The organism is Sphingomonas sp. JUb134 (genome assembly GCF_004341505.2).
Classification (GTDB): Bacteria; Pseudomonadota; Alphaproteobacteria; order Sphingomonadales; family Sphingomonadaceae; genus Sphingomonas.
The window spans coordinates 804,455-818,681 of sequence record NZ_SLYP02000001.1 but is presented as its reverse complement, the minus strand read 5'-3'; the positions used below and the strand labels follow the sequence as shown (position 1 = coordinate 818,681).

Annotated in this window: 14 protein-coding genes; 7 read left to right on the top strand and 7 right to left on the bottom strand. The window is 71.5% G+C overall.

All coding sequences use genetic code 11. From position 1 onward, the window contains the following. The first annotated feature begins 56 nt into the window (after positions 1-56). Complete coding sequence (locus EDF69_RS03805) at positions 57-647, top strand: TetR family transcriptional regulator (protein ID WP_132883973.1); 591 nt, start codon at positions 57-59, stop codon at positions 645-647. A 101-nt stretch (positions 648-748) separates the two neighbouring features. Here EDF69_RS03805 and EDF69_RS03800 read toward each other — a convergent pair whose 3' ends face one another. Together EDF69_RS03800 and EDF69_RS03795 are read right to left on the bottom strand one after the other, a co-directional pair. Next, positions 749-2,005, bottom strand: coding sequence for a hypothetical protein (locus tag EDF69_RS03800; protein WP_132883972.1), 1,257 nt, complete (start codon positions 2,003-2,005; stop codon positions 749-751). Between the two features lie 212 nt (positions 2,006-2,217). After that, on the bottom strand, positions 2,218-3,309 hold the full coding sequence (locus EDF69_RS03795; RefSeq protein WP_132883971.1) for an anhydro-N-acetylmuramic acid kinase: 1,092 nt from the start codon (positions 3,307-3,309) through the stop codon (positions 2,218-2,220). A 123-nt stretch (positions 3,310-3,432) separates the two neighbouring features. On the opposite strand from EDF69_RS03795, the gene EDF69_RS03790 reads away from it, so the two are divergent. The 3 genes from EDF69_RS03790 to EDF69_RS03780 all read left to right on the top strand — a co-directional run bounded on the left by EDF69_RS03790 (position 3,433) and on the right by EDF69_RS03780 (position 8,093). Beyond that, positions 3,433-5,064, top strand: a complete 1,632-nt coding sequence (locus tag EDF69_RS03790; protein ID WP_132883970.1) for an FAD-dependent monooxygenase — start codon at positions 3,433-3,435, stop codon at positions 5,062-5,064. Between the two features lie 240 nt (positions 5,065-5,304). Continuing rightward, a complete protein-coding gene (gene hrpB, locus EDF69_RS03785; RefSeq protein WP_132883969.1) occupies positions 5,305-7,770 on the top strand; it encodes an ATP-dependent helicase HrpB in 2,466 nt (821 codons plus the stop codon). Positions 7,771-7,811: 41 nt separating this feature from the next. Further along, positions 7,812-8,093 carry an NADH dehydrogenase ubiquinone Fe-S protein 4 gene (locus tag EDF69_RS03780; RefSeq protein WP_132884012.1) on the top strand — a complete coding sequence of 94 codons (282 nt, stop codon included), beginning with the start codon at positions 7,812-7,814 and terminating at the stop codon, positions 8,091-8,093. Positions 8,094-8,113: 20 nt separating this feature from the next. Here the strand turns inward: EDF69_RS03780 and EDF69_RS03775 are convergent, their stop codons facing one another. The 4 genes from EDF69_RS03775 to EDF69_RS03760 are packed head-to-tail and all read right to left on the bottom strand — an operon-like array spanning position 8,114 to position 10,813. Continuing rightward, positions 8,114-8,650, bottom strand: coding sequence for an NUDIX hydrolase (locus tag EDF69_RS03775; protein ID WP_132883968.1), 537 nt, complete (start codon positions 8,648-8,650; stop codon positions 8,114-8,116). Then, a complete protein-coding gene (locus EDF69_RS03770; protein ID WP_425336583.1) occupies positions 8,647-9,318 on the bottom strand; it encodes a TPM domain-containing protein in 672 nt (223 codons plus the stop codon). Before EDF69_RS03770 ends, EDF69_RS03775 begins: the two co-directional genes overlap by 4 nt. Next, positions 9,318-10,214 (bottom strand): TPM domain-containing protein, encoded by an 897-nt coding sequence (locus tag EDF69_RS03765; protein WP_132883967.1) that lies wholly within the window; start codon positions 10,212-10,214, stop codon positions 9,318-9,320. The genes EDF69_RS03770 and EDF69_RS03765 overlap by 1 nt, the downstream gene beginning before the upstream one ends. Before the next feature lie 8 nt (positions 10,215-10,222). Then, the gene (locus EDF69_RS03760) at positions 10,223-10,813 is read right to left on the bottom strand and encodes a LemA family protein (protein ID WP_125961300.1); all 591 of its coding nucleotides are present in this window, start codon (positions 10,811-10,813) and stop codon (positions 10,223-10,225) included. Between the two features lie 82 nt (positions 10,814-10,895). Between EDF69_RS03760 and mscL the strand changes: the two genes are divergently transcribed. Next, positions 10,896-11,366, top strand: a complete 471-nt coding sequence (gene mscL, locus EDF69_RS03755) for a large conductance mechanosensitive channel protein MscL (protein WP_132883966.1) — start codon at positions 10,896-10,898, stop codon at positions 11,364-11,366. A gap of 171 nt (positions 11,367-11,537) precedes the next feature. Here mscL and hisN read toward each other — a convergent pair whose 3' ends face one another. Next, positions 11,538-12,323 (bottom strand): histidinol-phosphatase, encoded by a 786-nt coding sequence (hisN, locus tag EDF69_RS03750; RefSeq protein ID WP_132883965.1) that lies wholly within the window; start codon positions 12,321-12,323, stop codon positions 11,538-11,540. Positions 12,324-12,434: 111 nt separating this feature from the next. On the opposite strand from hisN, the gene EDF69_RS03745 reads away from it, so the two are divergent. After that, entirely contained in the window at positions 12,435-12,998 is a 564-nt protein-coding gene (locus tag EDF69_RS03745; RefSeq protein WP_239555275.1) for a peroxiredoxin, read from the top strand. 550 nt (positions 12,999-13,548) lie between these two features. After that, a complete protein-coding gene (locus EDF69_RS03740) occupies positions 13,549-14,172 on the top strand; it encodes a YbhB/YbcL family Raf kinase inhibitor-like protein (protein ID WP_132883964.1) in 624 nt (207 codons plus the stop codon). Positions 14,173-14,227: the final 55 nt, after the last annotated feature.

Sequence of the window (14,227 nt, the reverse complement as noted above, 5' to 3'; positions counted from 1 at the left end):
ACTGTAGGGATCGCTACATAAACAGCAACTTCGCACCGTCAAGGTATTCTGTAATCGTGACTACAAATAAACCACGCGCCCGCGGCCGTCCGCGCAGCTTCGATCCGGAACAGGCGGTGGCGGTCGCCCAGACGCTGTTCCACACGCGCGGCTATGACGCGGTCAGCGTCGCCGACGTGACGGAGGCGCTCGGCATCAAGCCGCCCAGCTTCTATGCAGCCTTCGGCAGCAAGTTCGGGCTCTATGCGCGCGTGCTCGATCGCTATGCCGGCACCGGCGCGATCCCGCTCGACGCGATTCTCCTCCCCGACCGCCCGGTCGCCGAGGCGCTGGCCGCGCTGCTCGAAGAGGCCGCGCGCCGCTATGCGGCCGCGCCGTGCACCACCGGCTGCCTGGTTCTGGAGGGCACGCGCTGCAACGACGCGGAGGCGCGGGAAGCCGCCGCCGCCTTCCTCGTCGCAGCCGAAGCCGTGATCCGCCGCTACATCGCCGATCGCCATCCCGAGGACGCCGACCGCCTGACCGATTTCGTCTGCACCACCATGGCCGGCCTCTCGGCGGCCGCGCGACACGGCCACGACCTCGATCGCCTGCTCGCCACCGCCCGCCTCGCCGGCCTCGCCATCGCGCAGGCGCTCGGCGACTGAGGGTGGGCGCAGGTCGCGGATAACGCGGCCTCTCCCCGGAGCTCAGCCCTTGCGGAACTGTCTGCAGCGAAAGCCGAGTACGGCTCCCGCGGCTACGACGCCTACTGCAACCCCAAGGTCGTGGTCGGCGACAATGTGGGTGCGAGCACCAGCAGGTCGAACTGGCGTGCGGCTTCTCGCCAGGCATCGGGCATGTCCGCGGGCGGGTTGGCGCGCAGGGTCCGCAGATCGATCACCGTCCATTCACCATTGGTACCGGCCTGGGCTCCTGTCGGAACGGCTGCCTTCAGCCAGGCATAATGGGGATCATCGGTCAGGTCGAACGGTGCGATTTTGAGCGGTCGGCCGACCTCGTCATAGGACGGCAGGATCCCCTTCGCGCCATAGACCGCGATATGCAGCGACGACGTGCCTTCCCCGTCCGCGCGTTCGGCGACGAAGTTGCCGAGGTCGCGCTGGCCGAGCGTGTTGAAGCCCTTGGCGGCATGAACGTCGCCGAATTTGAAGAGCAGCTTGCCGGTGCCGGGCGATGCATTGAGATGATCGACAAGCGTCTGCTTCATCAGGCGCGCACGCCGCCCGTTGGAAGAGAAGCCGTCCACGTCCTGGCCGAGATAGATCGCGCGCGTCTCGGTCAGTGCGCGAAACAGCCGCTTCACGCGCACACCGCCGTCCCGTTCGATCGCGGCACGGGCTTCGGAAAGCTGTTGATCGCTGACCTGGATGAGGAACAGGTCGACGATGGATCCCGATTGCAGCGCTTTGGCGGTGGCGGTGCGATCGAATGCCACCAGTCGCTCGATGGCGGCGCGGGAGCGAGGACCGGGTTTGGCGTCCAGCATCCGCTCGAGAAGAAAGCCGCCGGATCCGAGAAACTCCTGGTCGAGTCCCCAGAGCTCGAAGTCGGGCCCGGCCATCTGCGCGCATCGCGCCGCCATCTGGCTTTCGTCGCGGCTGTCCTGAAACGCGATCGCATGCGGATGTGCTCGGACGAACGCCGCAATGCGTTCCTCCCGATCCGGGCGGCGAAGCTGGCTGTCGACCATCGCGGCGACTTCGGGGCCGGTCTCGACGACAAAGGCGCGCAATCCCGATGGTGCCATGATCCGGCAGACGCCCGTCGCGAACAGGGGGATCTCGCGCGAAAGATGATATTCGCCGATCATCACATACTGCGCTCGCTGAACGGCATCCGCCAGGACGGTGGAGCCCGGCCCATGCAATCCTTCGCCATCGACGTGCAGCGCCGTGTGCGCTTGGGTCAGCCGCTCGGAAAAAGGAACCGACGCGGGCGGCGTCTCGGCTCGCCCGGCAGTAGTCCAGGCCAAAAGCAGCAGTACGGCGATACGCGAAAACATGATCCTACCCCCCATTCCCCTGTCCGTTTCGGCTCGGACACCTTTCCCGTCGCGGGAAGATCCTGCCGAAACCGAAGCGGTGTCGTGTCCCGACATGCCCCGATATGTCCCGGCGGGAAAGTGAAGGTGGTCGACTTGCGATCGCGCGTCGTCCGGCTCGAGAGCGGGAGCACGGCGTCACGCAGTGCTGGCGCTCCTGTCACGGCTCAGCCCTAGCCCCGGTACGTCACCCCGCCCGTCATCGCCTCGGGCGCGCCGGTCGTGCCGGGGAAGGAGATCGCCAGCCCCCGCACCGATCGCGCCGCCAGGTACGCGAACGCCTCCGCCTCGATGAAGTCGCCGCGCATGCCCAGCGTATCGGACGAATCCACCCGCCCCAGCGCCTCCGCCAGCATCGCCATCATCACCGGATTGTGCCGGCCGCCGCCGCACACGATCCAGTGCCAGTCCGCCGCCGCCTCGCCCAGCTGCGCCCGGCACGCCACCACCGCGGCGACCGTGAACGCCGTCAGCGTCGCCGCCGCATCCGCGTCCGACAGCCCCGCCACGGCATCTAGCGGAAAGTCGTAGCGGTCGAGCGACTTGGCGCCGGTGCGGGTGAAATACGGGCTCGCCATCAGCCGCTCGACCACGCCGCGGTCGACCGTCCCGGCCGCCGCCAGCCGCCCGCCCTCGTCATAGCGGCCGATCCCACGCGCCTGCACCAGCTGGTCGATCAGGCCGTTGCCCGGCCCCACGTCGAACGCCGCCACACTCCCGTCGCGCGCGATCGCGGTCACATTGGCCACCCCGCCGATGTTGAGGAACGCGACCGGCCGCGCGCACCCGGCCCACTCCGCCAGCGCCGCGTGATAGATCGGCGCCAGCGGTGCGCCCTGCCCGCCCGCCGCCAGGTCCGCCTGGCGCAGGTCCGCGACCACCGGCACGCCCAGCGCCACCGCCAGCGCATCGGGATCGCCCAGCTGGATCGACAGCTTTCGCTCGGGCCGGTGGAGCACCGTCTGCCCGTGGAAGCCCACCAGCTCGATCGTGCCCGCGTCCGGCTGCGCCAGCAGCTCGCGCGCGGCGCGGACATGCACGTCGTGGATCACCCGCTCCGCCTCGGCAAAGCTCGCCGGGCGCGGGCCGTGGCCGTCGCTCGCGATCGCATCCTCGGTCGCCTGCACCAGCACCCGGCGCTCCTCGGCACCGAACGGCAGCATCAGCGCGGGGCCGAAGCCGGTCACGCCCTCGCCGTCCGTCTCCAGGATCGCGGCGTCGACGCCGTCCAGCGAAGTGCCGCTCATATATCCCAGCACGCGCATTGCCGCTCTCCACCCAAATCGCCGCTCGCCGCGCCGCCCGACCCGCGATAGCTTGGGGCCACGGCGCTGTTGCCCCGATCCAAAGCACAGCGCGCAAAGCGATGCCAGCGTGGAGACAGGACCATGTCGGACGGCGATCGGTGCGAAGTGCTGGTGGTGGGCGCAGGGCCGACCGGCCTCATGGCGGCGCTGCTGCTCCGACGACAGGGGATCGACGTCCGCATCGTCGATCGCGCCGCCCAGCCGACCCGCGAATCCCGCGCCTTCGCCGTCTCCGCGCGCACGCTGGAGCTGTTCGCCAGCATCGGCCTCGCCGACACGCTGCTCCAGCGCGGCGTGATCGACAGCGGCATCGGCTTCCACGTCTCGGGCGAATGGGTCGGCGGACTCGATTTCGACCATGCCAGTTCGCCGGACACGCCGTACCGCTTCATCCTGATGCTGCCCCAGGCGGAGACGGAGGCGGTGCTGCTCGACGCGCTCGACGACGCCTGGCTCACCGTGGAACGGGAGGTGGAGGTGACCGGCCTCGCCGCCGATCCCGACGGCGTCCGTGTGGAGGCGCAGGAGGCATCCGGCACCGTCACCACCCTTCACGCCCGCTACGTGATCGGCGCGGACGGCGCGCACAGCATCGTCCGCCACGCGCTCGACCTGCGGTTCGAAGGCGCGCCCTATCCGCAGAACTTCCTGCTCGGCGACGTCGCGGTCGACTGGCCGCTCGACCACGACCGCTTCCGCGTCTTCGTCCATGCCGATCGCATCGGCCTCTATTTCCCGCTCGACGGCAGCGGCCTGTCGCGGGTGATGGCGACCGACCTGCACGCCCGCCCCGACGAGCACGCCACGCCGGAACTCACCCTCGCCGAGCTCCAGTCCGCCTTTGCGGAGGCGGCCTGCCTTCCCGTCACCCTCTCCCGCCCCGAATGGCTGACGCGCTTCCGCAGCCACCACCGCGTGGTCGATCGCTACCGCGTCGGCCCGGTGTTCGTCGCGGGCGACGCCGCCCACATCCATTCGCCCGCCGGCGGCCAGGGCATGAACACCGGCCTGCAGGATGCCGCCAACCTCGCCTGGAAGCTCGTCTCCGTGCTGCGCGGCGGCGCGTCGGAGGCGCTGCTCGACAGCTATGGCAGCGAGCGCCTGCCCGTCGCGCAGGAGGTGCTGCGCTTCACCGACCGCATCTTCAACGCCGCCGCCGGCCAGGTCGGCTGGCGCGCCTGGCTGCGCGACGCGCTCGCGCCGATGCTGGTGGGCCCGGCTTCCGCGCTCGACGTCGTCCAGGACCGGGCCTTCCGCCGCTTCGCCCAGATCGACATCGCCTATCCGCCCAACCCCGCCGTCGCGGAGCTACCCCGCGGCCCCGCGCCGCGCCCGGGCGAGCGTGCGCCCAATGCCCAGCTCACCCGCCACCGCGACCTGTTCGATCTGCTCGCGGGCTATCGCTTCCACGTCCTCGCCCTCTCGCGTCTCCGCCTCTCGGCCGTCGAGGCGGGCACCCTCGCCGACGCGCTCGCGCGCCTTTCCGGCGATCGCGTGGCGACCCACCTGCTCGCCCGCATGACGGCCGGCGCCCATGGCGCCGTCGAGCGCCTGGAGCGCGCCGACCTGTTCGACCGCTACGGCCTCGCCGACGAGCACGCCCAGGCCCTGCTCCTGGTCCGCCCCGACGGCGTCCTCGCCTGGCGCGCCGAAACCCTCGACCTCCCCGCCTGCACCGCCGTCCTCCGCAGACTAGGCGCCCTCCCCCGCTGAGGCACCGGCGCCCACCGCTCTTTCTACGTACCCCGACGAAGGCCGCGGCCCAGTCGGGGAACGCCCGCGGCTCCAGCAAACCACCCCACATGGACCCCGGCCTCCGCCGGGGTACACCTCTCCCCCGCTCCCCCGCTGTCCTACCCCGCCGAACCGTGGCATGGAGCCGCCACGCTGCCCCTGCGGGCAGCCGGTGCGGCCCCGCATCTTGGACTAACTTTCGACTAACCTTCCGCCGCGATGACCCTGCCGATCCACGCCGTCCTGCCCGCCCTGCTCGGCCACCTGGCCGCGCGCAGCAGCGCCGTGCTCGTCGCCCCGCCCGGCGCCGGCAAGACCACCGCCGTCGCCCCCGCGCTCCTCGACCAGCCCTGGTGCACGGGCGAGGTCCTGCTCCTCTCGCCCCGCCGCATCGCCGCCCGCGCCGCGGCCGAACGCATGGCAGCACTTGCCGGCGAACCCGTCGGCCGCACCTATGGCTACGCCACCCGCATGGACAGCCGCCGCTCCGCCCACACGCGGGTGACGGTGGTGACCGAGGGCATCTTCGTCGCCCGCATCCAGGCCGATCCCGAACTCGCCGGCATCTCGGCGGTGCTGTTCGACGAAGTCCACGAACGCAGCCTCGACAGCGACTTTGGCCTCGCCCTCGCGCTCGACGCCCAGGCCGGCCTCCGCCCGGACCTGCGCATCGTCGCCATGTCGGCGACCCTCGACGGCGCCCGCTTCGCCCGCCTGCTCGACGACGCACCGGTGGTGGAAAGCGAAGGCCGCAGCCACCCCCTCGAATTGCGCCACCTCGGCCGCGCCGCCGAGCAGCGGATCGAGGACAGCATGGCCCGCGCGATCCGCACCGCGCTCGTCGACACCGACGGCGGCGTCCTCGCCTTCCTCCCCGGCGTCGGCGAGATCGAGCGCACCGCCGAACGGCTGGAGGGCCTCGGCCCCGACATCGTCCTCCACCGCCTGCACGGCAGCCTGGAGCCCGGCCAGCAGCGTGCCGCCATCGCTCCCGATCCGGAAGGCCGCCGCAAGCTCGTCCTCGCCACCGCCATTGCCGAGACCTCGCTCACCCTCGACGGCATCAGCACCGTGGTCGACTCCGGCCTCGCCCGCCGCCCGCGCTACGATCGCGCCGCCGGCATGACCCGGCTGGTGACCGAGCGCGCCAGCCAAGCCGCCGTCACCCAGCGCGCCGGCCGCGCCGCGCGCCAGCGGCCGGGCGTCGCCTATCGCCTGTGGGAGGCCGCCGCCACCGCCGGCCTGCCGCGCTTCGACCCGCCCGAGATCCTGGAGGCGGACCTCTCCGCACTGGTGCTCGACTGCGCGCGCTGGGGCGTCACCGATCCCACGACGCTGCGCTGGCTCGATCCGCCGCCCGCCGCCGCCATCGCCGAGGCCAAGGCGCGCCTCGCCACGCTGGAGGCGATCGACGCCGACGGCCGCCCGACGCCGCACGGCGCCGTCATCGCTTCCCTCCCGCTCCCCCCGCGCCTCGGCCACATGCTGGTGCGCGCCGGCGAGCGCGGCCTCGCCCAGGTCGCCGCCGAAGTCGCGGTGCTGCTCGGCGAGCGCGGGTTGGGCGGCCAGGACGCCGACCTCGAACTGCGCCACCGCCGCTGGCGCAGCGAGCGCGGTCAGCGCGCCGAAGCCGGCCGCCGCATGGCCCAGCGCTGGGCAAAGCTCGTTCCCGCCGCCCCGCCTGCTGAACGTGACCCGCAGGCGCTCGCCACCTGCGTGGCGCTCGCCTTCCCCGACCGCGTCGCGCGCCGTCGCGACGCCACCGGCGAGCATTGGGCGAGCGTCGGCGGCCGCGGCTTTCGCCTCGACCCGACTTCGCCGCTCGCCAGCGCCGAATGGCTCGCGGTGGCGGAGACGCAGGGCGCCGCCTCGGGTGCGCGCATCCTCTCGGCCGCCGCGCTCGACCTCGCCACGATCGAGTCGCTGTTCGGGGAGCGCATCGCCGTGCGCCGCGATGTCGCCTTCGATCCCGCCACCGGCGCGATCAGCGCCGTGCGCGCACGTGCGCTGGGCTCCCTGCGGCTGAGCTCCGGCCCCGACAGCGCCGCCTCCGCAACCGAGATCGAGGCCGCGCTCCTTGAGGGCGTGCGCGCCCACGGCCTCGCCCTCCTCCCCTGGGGCGACGACGCCGCCGCCCTGCGCGCCCGCGCGCGGTTCGCGGCGGAGATGGGCGGCATCGACGATCCGCTGTCCGACGCCGTGCTGCTCGACCGCCTCGACGAATGGCTGCCGCCGCTGCTCTCGGGGAAGCGCCGCCTCGACGCGATCGCCCCCGCCGCGCTGACGCAAGCGCTGGAGTCGCTCGCCGGCTGGGATGCGATGCAGGCGGTCCGCCGCCTCGCCCCCGCCCGCTTCGAAAGCCCCGCCGGCTCCACCCACGCGATCGACTATGGCGCCGAAGGCGGTCCGCGCGTCGAGCTGCGCCCCCAGGCGCTGTTCGGCCTCGCCCGTCATCCGACCGTCGCGGGCGGCGCGGTGCCGCTGGTCTTGAGCCTCACCTCACCCGCCGGCCGCCCGATCCAGACGACCCGCGACCTGCCCGGCTTCTGGGCCGGCAGCTGGGCAGCGGTCGCGAAAGAGATGCGCGGCCGCTACCCCCGCCATCCCTGGCCCGACGATCCGGCCTCTGCCTCCGCGACGTTGCGCACCAAAAATGCGGATGCGCGGGCGCGCGAGGGGCGTTAGAGCGTTTGCCAACAAACCCCATTTCCCGCGTGGAGAAGCTTGTGCCGTCCGCCCGTATCTACCAGCGCCCCAAGAATTCCACCCAGTCCGGCCGCGCCCGCACCGACATGTGGGTCCTGGAGTTCGAGTCCACCGAGCCCAAGCAGCCGGATCCGCTGACCGGCTGGGCCGGCTCGGGCGACACCCGCGACCAGGTCCGCCTGACCTTCCCGACCGTGGAAGCAGCCCAGGCCTATGCGGAGAAGCAGGGCCTGACCTACCACGTCGTGCCCGCGCCCGAGCGCAAGCTCAAGCTCCAGGCCTACGCCGACAACTTCCGCTAAGCCTGGGGTCGGGGCGGCGCTTACCGCCCCGCCAGGATTCCGGCGCCCAGCAGCAGCAGCAGCTTCACGTCCATCGCGAAGCCCTCGGCGCGCTTGGCGGCGATGAAGGCCTCGACCTCGGCGAGCGGCACCCGGTGGACGGTGATGTCCTCGCCATCGACGCCGCCGCCCTCGCCGGTCTTCACCAGCTCGGTCGCGCGCATCAGCGTGAAGCCCTCGGAGACCATGCCCGGCGAGGAGTGGAAGCTGCCCACCGGCTCGATCTTGCCGGGGCGATAGCCCGTCTCCTCCTCCAGCTCGCGCGCGGCGGCGATCTCGGCACCCTCGCCGGCGACGTCGTCGCCGATCAGTCCGGCCGGCAGCTCCAGGCAGCGCTTGCCCAGCGGCATGCGGAACTGGTCGACCAGCAGCACGCAGCCCTCGTCGTCCACCGCCAGGATCACCGCCGCCTCGATGCCGCGGGCCCGGCCCACATATTCCCACGTCCCCTGCTTCTTGGCGACGATGTACTTGCCCTCCCACATCGTCTCGACGGGGAGATTCGCATCCTTGGTCATAGTTCGATCAATCGGTCCGGTAGTTCGTTGATGTCGTCGGCGCTGCGCGGGAAGTGCTCGGCGAGCACCACGCCGACCTGCTCGACCGCGCGGGCCATGCCCTCGCCGACGCGCCCCTCGCGCACGGAGGCGACCAGCGCCGCCATCGCCTCGCCCCACACCTCGGGTGCGACCTTGGCGTGGATGGCCTCGTCGGCGATCAGCTCGGCACGGTGCTCGGCCAGCGACAGGTAGAGCAGCACGCCGGTGCGCGCACGCGTGCGCTTCTCGGCCGCGGTGCGGAACAGCCCCACCGCCCGCCTGCGCACCCGCCGCGTCTTGGTGGCACCGGGCGTCATCGCGATCCGCAGCTTCGGGATGGCGAGCAGCAGCCGAACGACAAGGAACGCCAGCGTCTGGAGCAGCAGCGCGATCAGCAGCAGCACGCTCGGGTGCACCACCTGCGTCCAGGGGTCGAACACCCGCTCATACAATGCCGACGCCATGCCGGGCCACACCGACAGCAGCGCCAGCACCAGCAGCATCGCCAGCACCGCCCAGTGCAGCGCCACGTCGTGGTAGGAGTCGGATCGGCCCGCGACCACCGTCACGATCTCGCCGTCCGTGCCGCGCTCGGCTGCGGCCACGGCAGCCGTGACCGCCGCATGATCCTGTTTGCTCAGATGCATCACCAGCTCCCCGAAGCGCCGCCGCCGCCGAACGACCCGCCGCCGCCGCCGCCGAAGCCGCCGCCGCCCCAGCCGCCACCGCCGGAGCCGCCGCCACCGCCCCAACCGCCCCAGCCGCCACGGTCGTCGTCGTCGCGCGAGCCGTGTTCGATCGCATTGGCGATGGTCCACAGCACGATCGGCCAGTCGCTGCCGCCGCCCCCCCGCGAGCGATAGCGCCGCCCGCGCCACTTGCCTCCGCTCCCGCTCCGGCCACCCCGGCCGCGGAACATCGACAGCAGCACGAACAGCAGCACCATGCCCCAGAACACCAGCCCCAGGGGGAAGCCGCCGCCGTTGCCGCGCTTGGCCGCGGTGCTGTGGGTGCGGTCATATTCGGCGGCCGCCGCCTTGGCCCGCGCCTGCGCGTCGGCGTCGGGCAGCGACAGCTGCGTCGCCAGCGCATCGGCGCCCGCGACGATTCCGCCCGCCAGGTCGCCCGCCTTGAACCGCGGCAGGATCGTGCCGTTGATGACGACGCTCGAATAGGCGTCGGTCAGCACCGGCTCCAGGCCGTAGCCGACCTCGACCCGTACCTTGCGCTCGTTGGGGGCCACCAGCAGGATCGCGCCATTGTCCGCGTCCTTCAGGCCCACCGCCCAGGCCCGGCCCAGCCGATAGCCATAGTCCTCGATCGGATAGCCCTGCAGGTCAGGCACCGTCGCCACCACCAGCTGGTGGTTGGTCTGCTGCTGGAGCTGGTCGAGGTTCTGGGTGAGCGCCGCCTCCTGGTCGGGCGGCAGGACGTTCGCCGCATCCACCACGAAGCCGGTGAACTGGGGAAAGTCCTGCGCCTGCGCCGCGCGCGCGCTTCCCAGCGCGAGCAGCGTCGCCAGCAGCAGCCGAACCAGCGCCATGGCCCGGCTCAGCTGGCGTTGCCGAAGTTGACCGTGGGTGCGGTCTCCGCCCCCGCCTGCGCCTGGAACGGCACCTTGGGCTTGGCGCCATAGAAGATGCGCGCGCCCACCGCGTCGGGGAAGGTGCGGATGCGGGTGTTATAGGCCTGCACCGCCTCGTTATAGTCGCGCCGCGCGATCGCGATGCGGTTCTCGGTGCCCTCCAGCTGGCTCTGGAGCGCCATGAAATTCTGGTTCGCCGTCAGCTGCGGATAGGCCTCCACCACCGTGCGCAGCTGGCCCAGCGCCTGGGTCAGCTGGTTCTGCGCCTGGCTGAACTTCTCGAACTGCTGCGGGTCGGACAGGTCGTCGGTGGTGATGTTGATCGAGGTGGCACGCGCGCGTGCCTCGGTCACCTTGGTCAGCGTACCGGATTCATGGGCGGCATAGCCCTTCACGGTCGCGACCAGGTTGGGGACCAGGTCGGCGCGGCGCTGGTACTGGTTCTGCACCTCGCCCCACTTGGCGTTCACATTCTCCTCCGCGGTTGGGACGCTGTTCACCCCGCAGGCCGCGAGCAGCCCCGCACCCAGCATCGTCAGCATCGTCCGAAAGCGCATCTGTCTCTCCTCAAGCCTTGCCATCGTCGCTTGTAGCGGGGCAGGAACGCTCCGCGAAGGGCAATCGATCAACGAGGGATTCATGACGCTGTTGCACGAGTTCCGGAAGTTCGTGGCGCGCGGCAACGTGCTCGACCTGGCGGTCGGCGTCATCATCGGCGCGGCGTTCGGCACCATCACCAAGTCGCTGACCGACGACATGATCATGCCGGTGATCGGCTGGCTGTTCGGCGGCTTCGATTTCTCGAGCTATTTCCTGCGCCTGGGGCCGATCCCCGCCACCTACACCGGCTCCCCCGACAACTACGCCGCGCTGAAGGCCGCAGGCGTGCCGCTGTTCGGCTATGGCCAGTTCGTGAGCGTGGTGATCAACTTCATCATCCTCGCCTTCATCGTCTTCCTGCTGGTGAAGTTCGTGAACCGCGCGATCGCGGTCGTCCACGAGGAGCAGAAGACCGGCACCGCACCCCCCGCCGCCGACCCGCCCGAAGTGGCGCTGCTGCGCGAGATCCGCGACGAACTGCGCGCGCGCAGGGAGGATGCGGGCGCGTAAACGCCGAACCGTTCGTGCCGAGTAGAGACCGAGCAGCTCCGCAGGAGCGTGTCGAGGGCTCGTATCGAGGTACCGCCCCACGCGCGCCCCTTCGATACGCAGCCTCGATACGCCGCTGCCGCAGCTACTCGGCGGCTACTCAGGGCAAACGGAAGAGAGGGGCCCCGCCCCTCAGTGCCCGCCGCGGCAGGCGAGCGCCTCGACCAGTTCCTCGATTCGCGCCGGATCGCCCGCGGCGATGACTTCGCCGTTGCTGGCCGCGTGGAGCGGGTCGCCCGCCCAGTCGCACATCCGCCCGCCAGCACCCTCCACCACCGGCACCAGCGCGGCGAAGTCGTGGAGCTTCAGCCCCGCCTCGATCACCACGTCGAGGTGGCCGGAAGCCAGGCACGCATAATTATAGCAGTCGCCACCCAGCACGGTGCTGCGCACGGCCCCGTCGACATGCTCGAACGCGTGGAGCTGGTCGTCGGTGAACAGCGCGGGCGAGGTGGTTGCCAGCAGCGCGTCGGCCAGGTCGCGGCAGCGGCGGGTGCGCGCCTCCTGCCCGTTGAGCGTCGTCGGGCGCCCCACCACCCCCAGCCAGCGCTCACGCAGGATCGGCTGGTCGATGATGCCCAGCACGGGCCAGCCGTCCTCCACCAGCGCGATCAGCGTGCCGAAGATCGGCCGCCCGGCGATAAAGGCGCGGGTGCCGTCGATCGGGTCCAGCACCCATTGCCGGCCGCTGGTGCCGACACGCTCGCCTTCCTCCTCGCCCAGAATGCCGTCCATCGGCCGCTCGGCGACCAGCAGCCGGCGCATCGCAGCCTCCGCCTCCTTGTCGGCGAGCGTCACCGGGGAAGCGTCCTCCTTGGTCTCCAGCCCGAATTCGGCGCGGAAGCGGGGGCGGATCGCGGCGCCCGCGGCATCCGCGAGGCGCAGGGCGAGGTCGATGTCGGTCTGGGAAACGGCCATGCCCACCCCTACCCGCCGCACGGCCGCGCGCCAACCACCAAGCCGCGCGAAGCTGCGTGACGGCGGCCGGCCGCCCGGCTAGGCTGGCGCATGTCCTGCGGGAGTTCGACCATGCGTCCGATGCTGCTGATTGCCTCTCTTCTGCTGCCGTTCGCCGCGCCCGCCACTGCGGCACTCGCGCCAGGAGCCAAGGCGCCCGACTTCGTCGCCAAGGGCGCGATCGCCAGCAAGCCCTTCACCCTCCACCTGCGCTCGCAGCTCCGCAAGGGGCCGGTGGTGCTCTATTTCTTCCCCGCCGCCTTCACCGGCGGCTGCAATGCCGAGGCACGCGCCTTTGCCGAGGCGGTCGACGACTTCCGCGCCGCCGGTGCCACCGTGATCGGCATGTCGGCCGATCCGCTGGACAAGCTGGAGGCGTTCTCCGTCCAGCATTGCGCGGGCAAGTTCGCGGTGGCGAGCGCCACCCCGCGCGTGGTGCGCGGCTATGACGTCGCGCTGGGTCGCCCGGCTCCGGGCAAGAACGCGCCGGTCCGCACCAGCCGCACCAGCTATGTGATCGCGCCGGACGGCCGCATCCTCTACGCCCATGACGACGCCAGCCCGCTCGAACACGTCCAGCGCACGCTGGCGGCGGTCCAGAGCTGGCACCGGCAGCACGGCGGCGGGCGCAGCTGACGCGCCCGCGCGTTCCACCAAGTCGTGGCGCATTGCGCCGCACGCGCTCGGCGAGTCTCGCCAACTTGGCGCTTCTGACCGATGCAGCACTCATGTTTTCAAGCACTTAGGAAACTGGCACGACCCCTGCAAAGTCCCTGGCATCGGCCGCCGGATGGTCCGGCGGCCGAAAGAACCAGGGAGTTTCCACCATGTCGACCCGTCTCCAGACGCTGCAGTTCAGCTTCGCTTCGCTCGTCGCCGCCGTCGCCTTCGCCTCGCTGACGATCAGCGCCGCCGCATCGGTCGTCCCGGTCGCCTGACCGGGACAGCTTCTCCTTCGAACCGGAGACCTGCCATGCGCCCCTTTCTCATCGCGCTCGCATCCTTCCTCACCACCGCCACGGTGATCGTCGCGACCAGCATGCCCTTCACCGGCGGCATCGCCTGACGCGAACCCGTCTTTGCGCCCGCCCCTTGTTCCGTATCCGCAACGACCCTTAGGGTGTGCCGCGGAGCCAAGCCGCCGCTCAGCGGTTCTCCACGGCGGAAAGCAGCAAGAGGAAATGGGATGCTCGAACATCTACCACGCTGGCTCGGTGCGCTCCTGCACGACGTGCGCGCCGGGGCGAGCAAGCTCACCATCGTGGACCCGGCGCTGGGCGACTTCGCCGCGCTGAACCTCGCGAGCACCGCCTTTGCGGACGGCGCGCGGCTGCCGGAACGCTTCACCGCCGACGGCACCGGCGTGTCGCCGCCGCTCTACTGGACGGGCGTCCCGGCCGGCACCGAGACGCTCGCACTGGTGGTGGAGGATCCCGACGCCCCCGCCGCCCAGCCGCTGGTGCACGCGATCGTCTGGGGCATGCCGCCGTCGACCGACCAGCTGCGCGAGGGCGCGATCCAGGCGGATGGCGACGGCGCGCTCGACGGCAGCGACGTCGGCCGCAACAGCTATCTGCGCGAAGGCTGGCTGCCGCCCGATCCGCCAAGCGGCCATGGCGAGCATCGCTATGTCTTCCAGCTCTTCGCGCTCGGGCCGGGCGAGGATCTCGATCCCACCCCGGGCCGCGGCGCCGTCGTCCATGCCATGGCCGGCCGCGTGCTCGCCGCCGGCCTGCTGACCGCCACCTATTCGCGCGACGAACCCGCGGACATCGGCCCGGTCGGAAGCGCGGTGCCGTCCCCCACCTGACGGGCGCGCGACCACGGCGCAGTATCCGGTGCTCCCACCCGCGCGGGAGCACCGG